Origin of the sequence: Picosynechococcus sp. NKBG042902 (assembly GCF_963864045.1) — a bacterium.
GTDB lineage: Bacteria > Cyanobacteriota > Cyanobacteriia > Cyanobacteriales > MRBY01 > MRBY01.
In genome coordinates this window covers 23,631-37,424 of sequence record NZ_CAWLTV010000071.1, presented here as the reverse complement: position 1 = coordinate 37,424, position 13,794 = coordinate 23,631, and the positions used below count along the sequence as shown (strand labels likewise).

The window sequence follows — 13,794 nt, the reverse complement described above, 5'->3', positions numbered from 1 at the left end:
AGATTTTAGGTGATTTGGGAGAGATTGTCTTCCCAATTTTCCCCATCAAAAAATATAATCTCAAAGACATCTAATAGATTTTCATCTAAACAGCGCAGATTCACATCGATACTATCGGGATGGGAACGGGGTAGATAAAAAGAATGGACGCCACAACGCCGACAAAAAAGGTGGGTTGCTTGGTGGGTATTAAACTGGTAGGCCGTTAGCAGATCTTGTCCTTGGAGTAAATGGAAATCTGCCTGGGGGACAATGATATGGAGAAATCCTTTTTTGCGACAAATAGAACAGTTACAGTCAAGGGCTTGAAAGTTTCTCAGGACGACTTGGAAGCGAACACCACCACAATGACAACCACCACTATAATGTTTCGGTGCAGAAAAATTAGACATTGTAAAAACTTCAAATAACAAAACTTGTGGCTTCTCCCTGGGCTGCTTTCCAACTGCGGGCGTCGTAATACAAATCAGCAAGGGTAATGTTATAAAGGGCTTCTTGGAGTTTTTGGTGGAGCCGCTGCCAGAGACTAAAGGTAACCCAATCTTCGGCTTGGTCGGGGTGGGGTTCATGGTGGGGGAGCGGTTCAATGGTTTCACCGATGGCCTGGAGAATTTGACCTAGGGAAATATCTTCGGGTTTCGATAGTAATTGATATCCCCCTTGGGCACCACGGACTGAACGAAGAATTCCGGCTCGACGCATCTCAATCAACAGCTTCTCAAGGTATGGGGCAGGGAGGTTTTGGCGTTTGGCGATCGCCTTTACGGAGGTGGGGCCATAACCGGGTTGCAAACTAATATCGAGTAAAGCTTTAACGCTGTAATGACCTCTGGTGGTTAGCTTCATGGCTACCTTTTTTGAAAAAATTTTGGCATGTTAGGAAAGAATGCGATTATTTTTGCCAAAAAAAATCGTCTTAACCTCTATTTTAAGAGAGAATAATGTAAGATAAACGTGAGAAACAGCTAATTTAAAAGTTTAAGGTGCGCAGCGAAGTAAAAAAAGAATTCGCAGGCTTCATCCCATAACTCTCATTTATCGTCATTCATTCGTAATAAGTAAATGGCTACAAAGAAAAAGATTGAAACATTGACCGGTGATGCACTGCTCGCAAAAGTTAAGGAGCTTGAGAACCACAGTAAAGAAGAAAAAGCAAGAGCTTGCGGCTATTACACGATCACCAAGAATGGGGTTGAACGTGTCAATATGATGAAGTTCTATAATGCTCTCATCGAAGCAGAAGGGGTGCAGTTAGATAGCAATACAAATGCCCAAGGTCGGGGTGGTCGTGCTGCCACCTATCGTATTAGTGTACAGTCCAATGGGAATCTTTTGATTGGGTCTGCCTATACCAAAAAAATGGGACTCCAGCCCGGTGATGAATTTGAAATTTCTTTAGGTCGCAAACATATTCACCTCAAACAACTGGGTGCCGATGGTGATGATTAAATTTTCCTAGGAATTAATCTGCACAAATCGAGATAGCGATCGCCATGGTGGGGGTCGTTTTTTTGTAGAAATTACCATTGACTAGGGTGATGTTGTTGGAGGCGGTGGCTAAGTTCCGGCCATTCTTGTTTTGCGAGCATCGTGGGAGGAAAGAGATCACTTGAAAGGCCAACGGCGATCGCCCCGGCTTCGATCAATGCGGGGCCATTGGTGAGGCTAACGCCCCCAGTGGGAATGAGAGGGATTTGAGGTAGAGGGGCTTGGAGACAACGAATAAAACTAGCGCCACCAACGGCTTTAATGGGAAATACCTTGACGCCGTCACTACCCCAATGCCAGGCCTGGTAGATTTCGCTTGGGGTTAAGGCGCCTAGCACCACGGGAATATCCTGGTGATGGGCAATCTGGATTAACTCCCGGTCACTGTGGGGGCTGAAAGCGAAGGTAGCGCCGCAGGCGATCGCCTCTTTTAAATCTGTGGGCGTGAGGATCGTGCCCGTGCCGATGATTGCCTGGGGAAATTTTTCCCGCAGGGTCGCAATGATGTGGCCAGCTTGATCACTATTCCAGGTGATTTCAATGAGCTTTAATCCCCCGTTAATCGCGGTTTCAGCCATTTTTATCCCCAGTTGCCAGTCCGTGGCCCGAATAACGGCGATCGCCCGGTGTTCTCGGAGTTGTGCAAACCAGCGTTGTTGGAGGGGGGTCATTGCAAATTTGGACAAATGGTCGATGGGGGCTGGGGCTGATCGGAAAAATCTTGCCAACCAGACAGAATACCCTGTAATTCCCCCTTTAGGATCGTCAGGGCGGCCATTTGCTGATTAATTTCTTGGAGTTGCGCTTCTAATAACTCCCGAATTACCCCACAGGGCAAGGTTCCTTGGTCGCGCACCGTCAGGATCTTGCCAATGTCTTCGAGGCTTAAACCGAGGGACTGGGCCCGTTTAATAAATGCCAACCGAGCAAAGACCGCCGCCGAAAAGAGTCGATAACCCTTTGGCGATCGCCCCATCACTGTGGTCAACAACCCCAGATCCGCATAGTAGCGAATCGTTTTGACCGGTAAACCACTCTGTTGGGCCACTGTCCCAATTTTGAGACCATAATCTGCCGTTACCATTAGCGTTGTCTTTCGTTCATCAACTGGGGCAGCGGCACATTCACTTCCGTGGGGGGTAAATAACGGCGCGGTAAAACCCGATTGAGATCCCGTTGATCGCGGCGGATACGAGACCAGCGAATGGCGATCGCCCCTAATACAAATCCCAAACCGATGGTAAATAAACCCCAATGCTCATCGACGCCCCCAATCACCACTTCGATTAAACCCATCACAATCAAGAAGCTAGACACTGGCTCCTTGCGATATAAACGCTTAACAGTTCGTCGATTGAAACGGGCCATAGAATTTTCCAGGGAAATTTTCCACAGGGGCTGAAAAATAATGAATAACGATCACCTTTAGCTTAACAAATTGGCGCTTCTCCTTGGTTTAGGAGCGGCCCCCAAATCACCGTCTATGTCGGGCAACCTTAGATTTTTGCCTTAAGATACATTTTGACTCTGCGCCCCGGTATTCCCCATGAAACTTTCAACCAAGTTCCTGACGCCATATCTTTTTCTGTTGCCAGCCCTTGCCATTTTGGGCCTAGCGGTAGCTCTCCCGGCCCTCCAAGCGTTTTACCTTAGTTTCACCGAGTACCAATATGATCTGACCCAAACGCCCCGTTGGATCGGCTTTAAAAATTTTGCCCTGCTGCTTCAGGACGATCTATTTTGGAAAACCTTGGGTAATACGGTGTTGTATCTGATTGGGGTCGTACCGATACTAGTGAGTTTTTCCTTAGCCTTGGCCATTTTGGTGAACCAGAGTCTCCGGGGAATTACTTGGTTTCGGGCGGCTTTTTATACCCCAGTGATCGTTTCTCTGGTGGTGGCGGGGATTGCCTGGCGCGCTCTGTATGCCTCCAACGGTTTTTTTAATCAACTTCTGAAGCAAGTTGGTTTAGGGGACGGAATTCCTTGGCTCACAGATCCCAAACTCGCCCTCTGGAGTGTGATGTTGGTGACCATTTGGAAAGGGTTAGGCTATTACATGGTGATCTATCTAGCGGGGTTGCAGGCGATTTCTCCGGAACTGTATGAAGCAGCTTCCCTAGACGGTTCGGACGGTTGGCGTAAACACCTAGACATTACAGTGCCCTTGATGCGTCCTTACATTTTGCTGGTGTCGGTGATTTCAGCGATTTCGGCGACAAAAGTCTTTGAAGAAATCTATGTGATGACCCAGGGAGGCCCTTTGAACGCTTCAAAAACGGTGGTCTATTACCTCTATGAGCAGGCGTTTCAAAATTTAGAGATCAGCTATGCTTGCACCATTGGCCTGGTGTTGTTCCTGGTAATTTTTGTTCTCTCCATTTTTAATCTTTATCTGTCTCGCCAAACAAACCAAGGCTTTTAGCTTCCCTTAACGGCGCTTGAGCTTACCTTTGATACGTTGCCAAAAAATTTCTAGTTCTGGTAGTTTCAACAAACTCGCGAGGCCAAAGAAAACGGCTAAGGAAAAGGCGATCGCCACAAATAATTCCAAGCCCTGCACATAGAGGTTTTGGCCGAAACTCAAGGATTCTACCCCCAGCGAAATTCCCCAGCTTACAAATCCAGCGGCGATCGCTGCCCCCGTTAAGCCCAGCAAATTCAAGCCCCATTCTCCCAACGGCAATCCGCCGAGGCGACGATTTAAGATCCCAAGCATCATGACGATAGAAAAGACATTGACCCCAATCGTGGCAAAGACTAAACCCGGTGTCTGGAATTGGTTTACTAAAATAAAATCTAAAAACGCGTTCAAAAAGATATTAAAAACACTAATCCGCGACGGCGTGACCCCATCCCCCAAGCCATAGAAAACCCGCACCAACACATCCCGTCCCAGGTAGAAAAACATCCCTATCCCATAGGCCATCAAGACTGGAGCAACGATGGCCGTCGCTTCCGCCGCAAAGGCATTGTATTCGTAGATAATCCGGATAATCGTCCGCGCCTGGGAGACAAAAATTGCACTCAGGGGCAACATCGAAAGGGCCGTGAGCAACAAACCCTGACGAATGCGAATCTTTAAATCATCCCAATTTTCTGGGGCCGCCAACCGCGAAAACACAGGCAACAACGGTACCAAAATCATGTTGGAAATAATCCCTAGGGGCGTGAGGACGATGAAATTGGCATAGCGCATCGCCGCCGCCGCACTCTCAATGTAGGAGGCAAAATACATATCCGTATAAACATTGATATGCAGCATCCCCGAAGACAAGGTGGCGGGCAACATCACCCGCATCACATCCTTCACCCCTGGAATATTCAGATCCAATCGAGGCCGCAGAGTCCCCAAACCCGATTTCCACTGAGCAAACACCTGGGCGAGCCACTGCCAAACCGCACCAACGAGGGTCGTTCCAGCGAGGACAATACAGCCCAACTGCATATATTCGGGGGCGCTGGCCTGTTCCCCCAAAATCCAGATCAAGCTGCCGACCCCGATCACCACACTGAGGCTCGAAAACAACGGGCTAATCCCCGGTAGCCAATATTGATCCGAGGCATTTAACACCCCGAAACCAATGCCAATCAGACCCGCAAAGACCGCCAACGGAGCCATAATCTGCAACTGCAAAATCGCCAACTCCCGCACCGTTCCCTCTAAGCCTGGGGCTACCAAGTCAATGAAAAATCCCGCAAAGACCACCAGCAAAACGGTGATCAACAGGAGTCCCCCCGTCACCAGGGTAGAAACCGTTTCTACGAGGGGCGCAGCATCTTTTTGATCTCGCTTGGCCAAGATACTCACGAGGGCACTGTGGAACGGCCCATTGATTCCCCCCAACAGAATGAGCAAAAAGCCCGGAATAATGTAGGCATAGGCATAGGCATCGACCACTGGCCCCACCCCAAATGCCCGGGCGATCGCCTGCTCTCGCACCAAGCCGAATACCTTACTAATCAGGGTGGCGATCGCCACAACCCCCGCAATACCAGCCAGCGAACGAGACTTTCGAGGAGAATCAGTCACAATCTTTTAGGAATTTAAAAAACACAATAAAAAGCGAAAAGCTTTCCCATTCTCACCGAGAATGCCTTCTTTGAGAATCACTTGCGGCCCCATCTACCAGAGAAGGTCAATTTTCTGGTAGCTTACTATAAACAATGAAAACTTTAGGATTTTCAAAACCCTATTTGGCATCCTAAGCCCATAAACCCCATTTGCTTGCTGTCTTGGGAGAATTTTAAAAAATGACTATTTTATTCCAACTTGCCCTTGCTGCCCTCGTGGCCCTTTCGTTCCTGATGGTAATTGGTGTTCCTGTTGCCTATGCTTCCCCCACCAACTGGGAACAGTCCAAATCCTTGATTTTTGTCGGTTCCATTGCTTGGACTGTTCTGGTCATTGCCGTCGGTGTCCTGAATTTTTTCGTGATCTAACCACGCACATTCCTATGTTTGGCGATCAGGACGGCCCTGATCTCCCCCAAGGTGCAATCTTCTGCGTTGGCAACCTCAACGTGATTGCACCTTAATTTTTTTATTAATTTCCCCCTTTACACCTTTTCTCTACAAATCCATTATGGCTACCTTTGAAGGAACCTATAACGACAACACCCAAGCGCTTAAATTGGCGATCGTCATTGGTCGTTTCAATGACCTGGTAACAAGCAAGCTCCTCGCAGGCTGCCAAGACTGTCTCCGTCGTCATGGAGTCAATACCGATCCAGAAGGAGCGCAAATCGATTACATTTGGGTGCCCGGCTGTTTTGAAATTTCCCTAGTCGCCAAAAAACTGGCCGATTCTGGTAAATACGATGCCATCATTTGTCTTGGGGCGGTGATTCGGGGCGATACTCCCCACTTTGATTACGTTGCGGCTGAAGTTTCCAAGGGAGTTGCGGCGGCGGCATTCCAAACAGGCGTACCGGTTATTTTTGGCGTCCTGACCACAGATACCATGCAGCAGGCCCTCGAACGGGCCGGGATTAAGAATAACCTCGGTTGGGGCTACGCTCTCAGTGCTTTAGAAATGGCGAGTCTGATGGGAAAGATTTAAGCGTTGGGGCGATCGCCAACGGGATCTCAAAAAAAATCAACGAGACCCTTGACATCTTCGTTTTTTCTTGGCATAGTTGTATACGTGCTCAGCACGCAAGCGGGTATAGCTCAGCGGTAGAGCGTCACCTTGCCAAGGTGAATGTCGCGCGTTCGAATCGCGTTACCCGCTTAACTAAAAAACTAATCAAACAATAAAATAACCTCATCATTGGCCTGGTACAATCGTTGCGATTTGCTATAGACTGTCTGGAATATTCGAGCACATTTGTTAAACTGGCTCCGAATCAAAGATTGCGATGAGCCATATCGCTTAATTCGAGCCATGCTTAGAGGATTTCGGCGTGTTTAATTTTGTCAGAAAGTCAGTGTCTCAACCCCTAGAAGACAACACCAATCAATTGCAGAGTGGGTCACAACCTGGGGCTAGCTCTGACCATGACTTACAAGGTGCTGAAAGGGTAGCCATGGACGGGGGAGAATTACCACAAACCATTACAGATAACGGCGCATCACCCCAAAAGCCACAGCGAAAATCAAAAAGACGACGTTGGCGGCTTTGGCTATTGGCGGGACTTGTGCTTGGGGTTGGCAGTGGCAGTTTTCTCATCTACCGGGGCTGGCAGGAACTAGAGGCACTGGTGCCGGAAAATGTCGATGAAATCTTAATTTATACACGTCCTGGAACCCTCACCATTCAAGCAGCCGATGGCAGTGTCATTGAAGAGGTGGGGCCTGTTTCCCATGACCGGGTCAAAATCTGGGCTGTACCAACGACCTTAACCGAGGCATTTATTGCCAGTGAAGACCGACGCTTCTATGAACATTTTGGGGTGGATTTACAGGGGGTCGCACGGGCCGCCTACATGAACTTTCGGGCAGGCAGAGTCGTAGAAGGGGGCAGTAGCATTACGCAGCAGGTGGCGCGTATTGTCTTTTTGAACCAGGAAATGACCCTAGCGCGTAAGGTCAAGGAAATGCGCTTGGCAACAAAATTAGAAGAACAGTTCTCCAAGGAGCAGATCCTAGAAAGTTATCTAAATTTAGTTTATCTAGGCTCCGGGGCCTATGGTGTCTCGGATGCGGCTTGGGTTTATTTTGGTAAAAATTTAGAAGAGTTGACCCTAGGGGAAACGGCGATGATTGCGGGTTTAGCGCCAGCCCCCAGTTTATATTCACCGTTTGTTAATCTCCAGGCGGCGACGGTACGGCGGGATCAGGTGCTAGAGCGGATGTGGGAAGAGGGTTATATTTCCCAGGCCGAGTATGAAACGGCGATCGCCACCCCCATTGAAACGAATCGGCAAACGCCCCAACGTTTACTGCGCAAATACCCCTATTTTGCAGATTATGTGAAGGCAGAACTGAAACGGTACCTTTCCCCAGAGCAATTGGAAACGGGCAGTTTTGTCATTGAAACGACCTTAAATCCTCAATGGCAGGAGTGGTCAGAGGCGGTTGTAGCGGAAGGAATTACGAACTACGGACGTTATCAACGCTTTGAACAGGCGGCGATGGTGAGCATCGATCCCCGCAGTGGCCAGATTAAAACGATGGTTGGGGGTTTAGATTTTGAAAATAATCAATATAACCGCGTCACCCAAGCCCAACGGCAACCGGGTTCGACCTTCAAGATGTTTGTCTATGCAGCGGCGATCGCCTCTGGGATGTCTCCCAATGCAACCTACGTTGACCAAGAATTTGCCATTGATGGCTACCGTCCGAAGAACTATTCCGGTACCGTCAGCAATCAAGCTGTTTCCCTCACAGAAGCCCTGACAAAATCGATCAACACCATCGCCTTGAGTGTGATGCTTGATGTGGGTTGGGACCCGATCATTAATCTCGCCCACCGCATGGGCGTTGAATCGGAGATGAAGCCCACCTATTCCCTAGCTCTAGGTGCCTGGGAAGTAAATTTACTAGAGCTAACCGCCGCCTATGGCACCCTCGCAAATGGTGGCGCTTATCAGCCTGTGTATGGCATTAGTCGAATCCTTGATCGCAATGGCAAGGTCGTTTACCAAGCGAACCGCAAACCGATCCAAGCTATTGATTCTGATAGTGCCGCCATCATGACCTATATGCTGCGAAATGTCGTGAGTAGCGGTACCGGCAGCCAAGCAAATATTGGTCGTCCAGTGGCCGGGAAAACAGGCACCTCCGATCAGGCGCGAGACCTGTGGTTTATTGGTTACATCCCCCAAATGGTAACAGGGGTTTGGCTCGGCAATGACGATAATAAACCCACCTGGGGAGCCAGTAGTACAGCGGCGCGCCTTTGGGGTGATGCAATGCGTCAAATTGCAGCGGCCATGACGGTGGAAGACTTTCCCAAATTACCAAATTTGAATAATCGCGTCGGTTCTATTGCCGCAGAACCAATCCAAGGGGGCGCGAAAAAAACGAAGGTCGTTGCCACAGATACAGAAGAAAAAACCAGCACCACAAATTCAGAAGCACAAGAGACCACGGAAGCATCCTCTGATGAGCGCCCAACCCCAGAGGCAGCGGCGACAACACCGACGAACAATAATAATAAAGCTGTGGTCGACAATGAAATTAAGCCCCCAGCACCGGCCTTTGACTTCACTGATCCGGCGGATACTGTGCCTCCCCTTGCCCCCGTACCGAGTAATAATCGACCTGCATCCACCGCAACGCCACCGAGTCCGCCTGCGGCTCCCAGACCAGCTCCTACGAATGTTGATGTGCCGGCTCCCCCTGTCATTCAAAAGAAGGAAACAGCTCCCTAGGTATTCTGCTCGCCAAAGTAATATCCTTTTCCGTAAATGGTGTGGATTAGAGGGCGATCGCCTTTTGCTTCTACCTTGCGTCGTAGCAAGCGTACCAGAGCCGCCAGCACATTACTGCTAGGAGATTCATCGCCATCTTGCCAGAGGTGTTGATAAATTTGCTCGTGGGTCAGAAGTTGAGCTGGGTGCTCCATAAAATAGCTCAGGAGTTGCAACTCCCGATCCGAGAGGCGAATGGCCCGGCCAGCACGGTAGGCCATTTGGTTGGCGATATCTAATTCGAGATCGGCAATCTTTAAACGATTAGGTGGCTCTCCCCCCGGCGATCGCCTTAATAACGCCCGCACCCGGGCCAGCAGTTCCCGCAACTCAAAGGGCTTGACTAAATAATCATCAGCACCAGCATCCAGACCAGAAACCCGGTCGTCCACCGTATCCTTGGCCGTTAAAAATAAAATAGGCGTTGTACGACCCAGCGATCGCACCCGTTGGCAGATTTCAACCCCTGAATATTGCGGCAACATCCAATCCAAAATCAGTAGATCATACTCTTGATCGCAGGCCAGTTCTAACCCCTGCTGGCCAGTTTCTGCCAATGCTACGGTATGCCCTTCCCGTTGGAGCACTTGGCTAAGGGCGCCCCGTAATTCCCGTTCATCGTCTACCAACAAAATGCGCATGGTCACTTCCAAAACACCTTGATTCCCATTATTCCCGAAGAAGGAAACCTGACCCAAGGCGATCGCCGACCATTTTCCCAATAAAAAAGGAAGCAGCTTCCATCCACTTCCAACGAGTATTCATTATTCTTACTGTTACGACTACTGGGGAGATTTACCTTGTTCTCTCACCAGAGTCAGAAAGAGTTTAAATCAAAATCACAACTTACACCGAGGATAAAGCATTAGATTCCTGTTGCAGCAGGGTAATCAGTTGTTCGTCCCCCTGGGCTTGGGCCGTGCGGATCCGCCGTTCTAAGCTACGACGCATATTTTCTAGGTGCACACGCCGGGCGTCTTGACCCATTAATTTAGAGAGCTGTGGGACTCGTACCGGACAAGCTGCAGCGGCCGCTTCCTGTTGCTGTTGGGCCGTCGCCTTAACCACAGGTTGCTGAATCGCGTAGGTGCCACCCCGATAGTGGAGGAGTACTGATTCAACATCCGGACGATCAACTGTTTGCGTTACACAGTGTCGCCGCACCGTTTGTCCACGATAACGACCTAAGATATCCCCTTCTGTCACTTCTAAGGTTGCGGGAAGAGAATCATAGGAAACACCACGATATGTCAATTTCATAGAGATTTCCTCACTGTGCCTCAAAGCTTTTTTCTGTAACTATTGTTACATTAATCCCTAAATTTTCTCGAAAAAATCAGAAAAACTTAAGGATTCTACTTAGATTGCGTATAACCAAACCACAAAAAAGGAGCCCGAAAGCTCCTCTTGGCATCTTAGGTTTTAATTAACGTTAGAGTTATCGACAGGCTATAGATTGGTCACAGTTAACCAGGTTACTTGGCTAATTCCAAAGGTTTTGCCGCTTTACTGACGGCCACTTTACCTTCTTCATTGATGTCAACGATCGCCGTATCACCAGAACCAACGCGGCCAGAAAGAATTTCCTCAGCGAGGACATCCTCTAACAGACGCATAATCGCGCGACGTAACGGACGGGCACCATAGGATGGGTTGTAGCCTTCTTCCACGAGTCGCTCTTTAAATTTTTCGGTAACTTGCAACTCAATTTCCTGTTCAGTAAGGCGCTTAAAGACATCCTTAAGGAGGATTTCGGAGATTTCTTTAACCTCTTCTTTGTTGAGTTGACGGAAGACAATAATTTCATCGAGACGGTTGAGGAACTCTGGACGGAAGTATTGCTTGAGTTCTTCGTTGACCAGGGAGCGGATCCGGTTGTACTGAGATTCTGCCGCATCTTCGCCAAATTCAAAGCCGAGGCCACCACCACCTTTTTCAATAACCTTGGAGCCAATGTTGGAGGTCAAGATAATCAAGGTGTTCTTGAAGTCGACGGTGCGCCCCTTCGCGTCGGTTAAGCGTCCATCTTCAAGGATTTGCAGCAGCATGTTGAAGATGTCGGGATGTGCCTTCTCGATTTCGTCAAAGAGAATAACGGTGTAAGGACGACGACGAACGGCTTCGGTTAACTGGCCGCCTTCGTTATAACCGACGTATCCGGGAGGGGAACCAATTAGTTTAGAAACGGTGTGCCGCTCCATGAACTCAGACATGTCGAGGCGAATCATCGCATCTTCAGAACCGAAGAAGTAGGCAGCTAAAGCCTTAGTCAACTCGGTTTTACCAACCCCAGTGGGGCCAGAGAAGACGAAGCTAGCAATGGGACGGTTGGGGTTTTTCAAGCCAACGCGGGCGCGACGAATGGCACGGGACACTGCTTTGACGGCATCCTCTTGACCAATCAGCCGCTGGTGCAGGGTATCCTCCATGTTGAGAAGCTTGGTGGATTCGCTCTCGGTAAGTTTGTTGAGGGGAACCCCTGTCCAAGAGGCGACGATGTGGGCGATTTCTTCGGCATCAACCACGGCATCGATGTCGCTATTTTTCTCTTTTTGGCTGGCGGCGATCGCCCGAATCTCGGTTTTGATTTCCATTTCGCGATCGCGCAATTCACCCGCTTTATCAAAGTCTTGGGAGCGTACCGCTTCATCCTTCTGCTTCAGGACATCGCGCAATTCTTTATCGAGTTCTTTCGCTTCGGGAGGCAGTTGGGAATTAATCAACCGAACACGGGAACCCGCTTCATCGATCAAGTCAATGGCTTTGTCGGGCAAGAAGCGATCGCTGATGTAACGGTCGGCTAATTTTGCCGCTGCATCAAGGGCTTCATCTAAAATTTTAAGCTTGTGGTGCTGTTCATAGCGTTCCCGCAGACCAAAGAGAATCTCAATGGTTTCTTCGACGGAAGGTTCACCGACCATTACGGGCTGGAAACGCCGCTCAAGGGCCGCATCCCGCTCAATGTGTTTACGATATTCATCAAGGGTGGTGGCACCGATACATTGCAGTTCACCACGGGCGAGGGCAGGCTTGAGGATATTGGCGGCATCAATCGCCCCTTCCGCAGCACCCGCACCGATTAGGGTATGAACTTCGTCAATCACCAGGATCACATTCCCGGCTTGGCGAATTTCGTCCATGATTTTTTTGAGGCGTTCTTCAAATTCACCCCGGTATTTCGTGCCCGCAACCAGCAAACCAATATCGAGGGTGACAACGCGCTTTTCTTCGAGGATGTCAGGCACATCCCCATTGGAAATTCTTTGGGCCAGACCTTCGGCGATCGCCGTTTTCCCGACCCCTGGTTCGCCAATCAGTACCGGATTATTTTTCGTGCGGCGACCAAGGATTTGAATTACCCGTTCAATTTCATTTTGACGACCAACGACGGGATCAAGCTTACTGTCTTTGGCCAGTTGGGTCAGATTCGAGCCAAACTCATCTAGGGTCGGTGTCTTATTACTCCGGGAAGAACCGCCACCCGCTGCGACTTCTGCGGTCTCACCGAGCATCCGGATTACCTGGGTACGTACCTTGGAGAGGTCAACCCCTAAATTTTCGAGGACTCTGGCAGCAACTCCTTCCCCTTCACGGATTAAGCCTAGTAACAAATGCTCCGTACCAATATAGTTGTGACCCAATTGGCGAGCTTCTTCGAGGGAGAGTTCTAAAACCCGTTTTGCCCTGGGCGTGAACGGAATTTCAACGGCCACAAAGCCAGAACCCCGCCCAATAATTTTCTCTACCTCAATGCGGGCATCCTTGAGATTAACCCCCATAGACCGGAGTACCTTAGCGGCAACGCCAGTCCCCTCACCAATGAGACCGAGGAGGATTTGCTCCGTACCAACGAAGTTGTGACCAAGGCGACGCGCTTCCTCTTGGGCGAGCATAATCACCTTAATAGCTTTTTCTGTGAAGCGTTCAAACATGACCTGTTTTTTACCTGCTGCTAGTCCCTATGTAGAGTTGATTCTAGCACAGGGGAAATTTTTGGTTGATGCCTAGAACAATTGATTCTGATACGGTTTCTCCCCCTTGGCAAGCTCTGGTAACATTCGCTACGAACCGACGTTAACGGCGGAAACAGTGAGGCCATACAGCAGCCCAATTTTGAAGACATGCATCAGTTGAAATAAGAGCCGGCTCTGGGGCGCAGTGGGGTTTGTGGCCGCTTTTTGGGCAATGGTTTGGCGATCGCCTTGTCTGTAGTAGAGAAAATTACTCACTTCAGCCAAAAAAATGATCCCAATGGCAACTATCGGATCCCAAGCCATGGCTTGGCCGATAGCCGGCGGAAAAACCGTCGCAACAAAGTTTCCAAAAAGGAGAAAAATGGCGAGCAAGGCCATCTTGCGCCATGGATTTTGAAAAAAACTGGTAAATTGCCCAAGGGTTTCCCCCAGGAGGAGATTGAGTCGGGTGCGTTGCATAGGTCACATCGGGAACG

At 49.3% G+C, this 13,794-nt stretch carries 15 protein-coding genes and 1 tRNA gene; 6 read left to right on the top strand and 10 right to left on the bottom strand.

What is annotated here, in order from left to right; translation table 11 throughout:
* Window positions 1-5 precede the first annotated feature (5 nt).
* Window positions 6-392 (bottom strand): GFA family protein, encoded by a 387-nt coding sequence (locus AACR41_RS09705; protein WP_030006728.1) that lies wholly within the window; start codon window positions 390-392, stop codon window positions 6-8.
* A gap of 10 nt (window positions 393-402) precedes the next feature.
* A complete protein-coding gene (locus AACR41_RS09700) occupies window positions 403-846 on the bottom strand; it encodes an Rrf2 family transcriptional regulator (protein WP_012305767.1) in 444 nt (147 codons plus the stop codon).
* A 216-nt stretch (window positions 847-1,062) separates the two neighbouring features.
* Between AACR41_RS09700 and AACR41_RS09695 the strand changes: the two genes are divergently transcribed.
* Window positions 1,063-1,449, top strand: a complete 387-nt coding sequence (locus AACR41_RS09695) for an AbrB family transcriptional regulator (RefSeq protein ID WP_012305768.1) — start codon at window positions 1,063-1,065, stop codon at window positions 1,447-1,449.
* A 71-nt stretch (window positions 1,450-1,520) separates the two neighbouring features.
* Here the strand turns inward: AACR41_RS09695 and AACR41_RS09690 are convergent, their stop codons facing one another.
* From AACR41_RS09690 to AACR41_RS09680, 3 genes are read right to left on the bottom strand one after another with little or no spacing between them, the layout of a single operon-like run.
* Entirely contained in the window at window positions 1,521-2,159 is a 639-nt protein-coding gene (locus AACR41_RS09690) for a bifunctional 4-hydroxy-2-oxoglutarate aldolase/2-dehydro-3-deoxy-phosphogluconate aldolase (RefSeq protein WP_030006727.1), read from the bottom strand.
* Entirely contained in the window at window positions 2,156-2,572 is a 417-nt protein-coding gene (locus AACR41_RS09685; RefSeq protein WP_030006726.1) for a heavy metal-responsive transcriptional regulator, read from the bottom strand. Before AACR41_RS09685 ends, AACR41_RS09690 begins: the two co-directional genes overlap by 4 nt.
* On the bottom strand, window positions 2,572-2,856 hold the full coding sequence (locus AACR41_RS09680) for a hypothetical protein (RefSeq protein ID WP_012305771.1): 285 nt from the start codon (window positions 2,854-2,856) through the stop codon (window positions 2,572-2,574). Before AACR41_RS09680 ends, AACR41_RS09685 begins: the two co-directional genes overlap by 1 nt.
* A gap of 178 nt (window positions 2,857-3,034) precedes the next feature.
* On the opposite strand from AACR41_RS09680, the gene AACR41_RS09675 reads away from it, so the two are divergent.
* Entirely contained in the window at window positions 3,035-3,913 is an 879-nt protein-coding gene (locus tag AACR41_RS09675) for a carbohydrate ABC transporter permease (protein WP_012305772.1), read from the top strand.
* 6 nt (window positions 3,914-3,919) lie between these two features.
* On the opposite strand, the gene murJ is transcribed toward AACR41_RS09675, so the two are convergent.
* Window positions 3,920-5,521: a murein biosynthesis integral membrane protein MurJ gene (gene murJ, locus AACR41_RS09670; protein ID WP_030006725.1), complete on the bottom strand. Its 1,602-nt coding sequence runs from the start codon at window positions 5,519-5,521 to the stop codon at window positions 3,920-3,922.
* 221 nt (window positions 5,522-5,742) lie between these two features.
* Here murJ and psbZ point away from each other — a divergent pair, with 221 nt between their 5' ends.
* The 4 genes from psbZ (at window position 5,743) to AACR41_RS09650 (ending at window position 9,305) form a co-directional block, all read left to right on the top strand.
* On the top strand, window positions 5,743-5,931 hold the full coding sequence (gene psbZ / locus AACR41_RS09665; RefSeq protein ID WP_012305774.1) for a photosystem II reaction center protein PsbZ: 189 nt from the start codon (window positions 5,743-5,745) through the stop codon (window positions 5,929-5,931).
* A 142-nt stretch (window positions 5,932-6,073) separates the two neighbouring features.
* Window positions 6,074-6,550: a 6,7-dimethyl-8-ribityllumazine synthase gene (gene ribH, locus AACR41_RS09660; protein ID WP_012305775.1), complete on the top strand. Its 477-nt coding sequence runs from the start codon at window positions 6,074-6,076 to the stop codon at window positions 6,548-6,550.
* A gap of 99 nt (window positions 6,551-6,649) precedes the next feature.
* Window positions 6,650-6,721, top strand: a tRNA-Gly gene (locus AACR41_RS09655).
* Between the two features lie 196 nt (window positions 6,722-6,917).
* Window positions 6,918-9,305 (top strand): transglycosylase domain-containing protein, encoded by a 2,388-nt coding sequence (locus AACR41_RS09650; protein ID WP_223209895.1) that lies wholly within the window; start codon window positions 6,918-6,920, stop codon window positions 9,303-9,305.
* On the opposite strand, the gene rppA is transcribed toward AACR41_RS09650, so the two are convergent.
* From rppA to AACR41_RS09630, 4 genes are all read right to left on the bottom strand, one after another.
* Window positions 9,302-9,985: a two-component system response regulator RppA gene (gene rppA, locus AACR41_RS09645; protein WP_030006723.1), complete on the bottom strand. Its 684-nt coding sequence runs from the start codon at window positions 9,983-9,985 to the stop codon at window positions 9,302-9,304. The genes AACR41_RS09650 and rppA overlap by 4 nt on opposite strands.
* 205 nt (window positions 9,986-10,190) lie before the next feature.
* Window positions 10,191-10,604 carry a DUF4278 domain-containing protein gene (locus AACR41_RS09640; protein WP_012305778.1) on the bottom strand — a complete coding sequence of 138 codons (414 nt, stop codon included), beginning with the start codon at window positions 10,602-10,604 and terminating at the stop codon, window positions 10,191-10,193.
* A 215-nt stretch (window positions 10,605-10,819) separates the two neighbouring features.
* A complete protein-coding gene (locus AACR41_RS09635; RefSeq protein WP_030006722.1) occupies window positions 10,820-13,276 on the bottom strand; it encodes an ATP-dependent Clp protease ATP-binding subunit in 2,457 nt (818 codons plus the stop codon).
* A 129-nt stretch (window positions 13,277-13,405) separates the two neighbouring features.
* Entirely contained in the window at window positions 13,406-13,777 is a 372-nt protein-coding gene (locus AACR41_RS09630) for a DUF565 domain-containing protein (protein ID WP_012305780.1), read from the bottom strand.
* Between the last annotated feature and the right edge of the window lie 17 nt (window positions 13,778-13,794).

Excerpts from the sequence above, each read along its gene's own strand:
- AACR41_RS09705 (WP_030006728.1), bottom strand. The coding sequence starts at position 392 with ATGTCTAATTTTTCTGCACCGAAACATTATAGTGGTGGTTGTCATTGT.
- AACR41_RS09680 (WP_012305771.1), bottom strand. The coding sequence starts at position 2,856 with ATGGCCCGTTTCAATCGACGAACTGTTAAGCGTTTATATCGCAAGGAG.
- psbZ (WP_012305774.1), top strand. The coding sequence starts at position 5,743 with ATGACTATTTTATTCCAACTTGCCCTTGCTGCCCTCGTGGCCCTTTCG.
- AACR41_RS09630 (WP_012305780.1), bottom strand. The coding sequence starts at position 13,777 with ATGCAACGCACCCGACTCAATCTCCTCCTGGGGGAAACCCTTGGGCAA.
- AACR41_RS09700 (WP_012305767.1), bottom strand. The coding sequence starts at position 846 with ATGAAGCTAACCACCAGAGGTCATTACAGCGTTAAAGCTTTACTCGAT.
- AACR41_RS09640 (WP_012305778.1), bottom strand. The coding sequence starts at position 10,604 with ATGAAATTGACATATCGTGGTGTTTCCTATGATTCTCTTCCCGCAACC.
- ribH (WP_012305775.1), top strand. The coding sequence starts at position 6,074 with ATGGCTACCTTTGAAGGAACCTATAACGACAACACCCAAGCGCTTAAA.
- AACR41_RS09690 (WP_030006727.1), bottom strand. The coding sequence starts at position 2,159 with ATGACCCCCCTCCAACAACGCTGGTTTGCACAACTCCGAGAACACCGG.
- AACR41_RS09675 (WP_012305772.1), top strand. The coding sequence starts at position 3,035 with ATGAAACTTTCAACCAAGTTCCTGACGCCATATCTTTTTCTGTTGCCA.
- AACR41_RS09695 (WP_012305768.1), top strand. The coding sequence starts at position 1,063 with ATGGCTACAAAGAAAAAGATTGAAACATTGACCGGTGATGCACTGCTC.
- rppA (WP_030006723.1), bottom strand. The coding sequence starts at position 9,985 with ATGCGCATTTTGTTGGTAGACGATGAACGGGAATTACGGGGCGCCCTT.
- AACR41_RS09635 (WP_030006722.1), bottom strand. The coding sequence starts at position 13,276 with ATGTTTGAACGCTTCACAGAAAAAGCTATTAAGGTGATTATGCTCGCC.
- AACR41_RS09685 (WP_030006726.1), bottom strand. The coding sequence starts at position 2,572 with ATGGTAACGGCAGATTATGGTCTCAAAATTGGGACAGTGGCCCAACAG.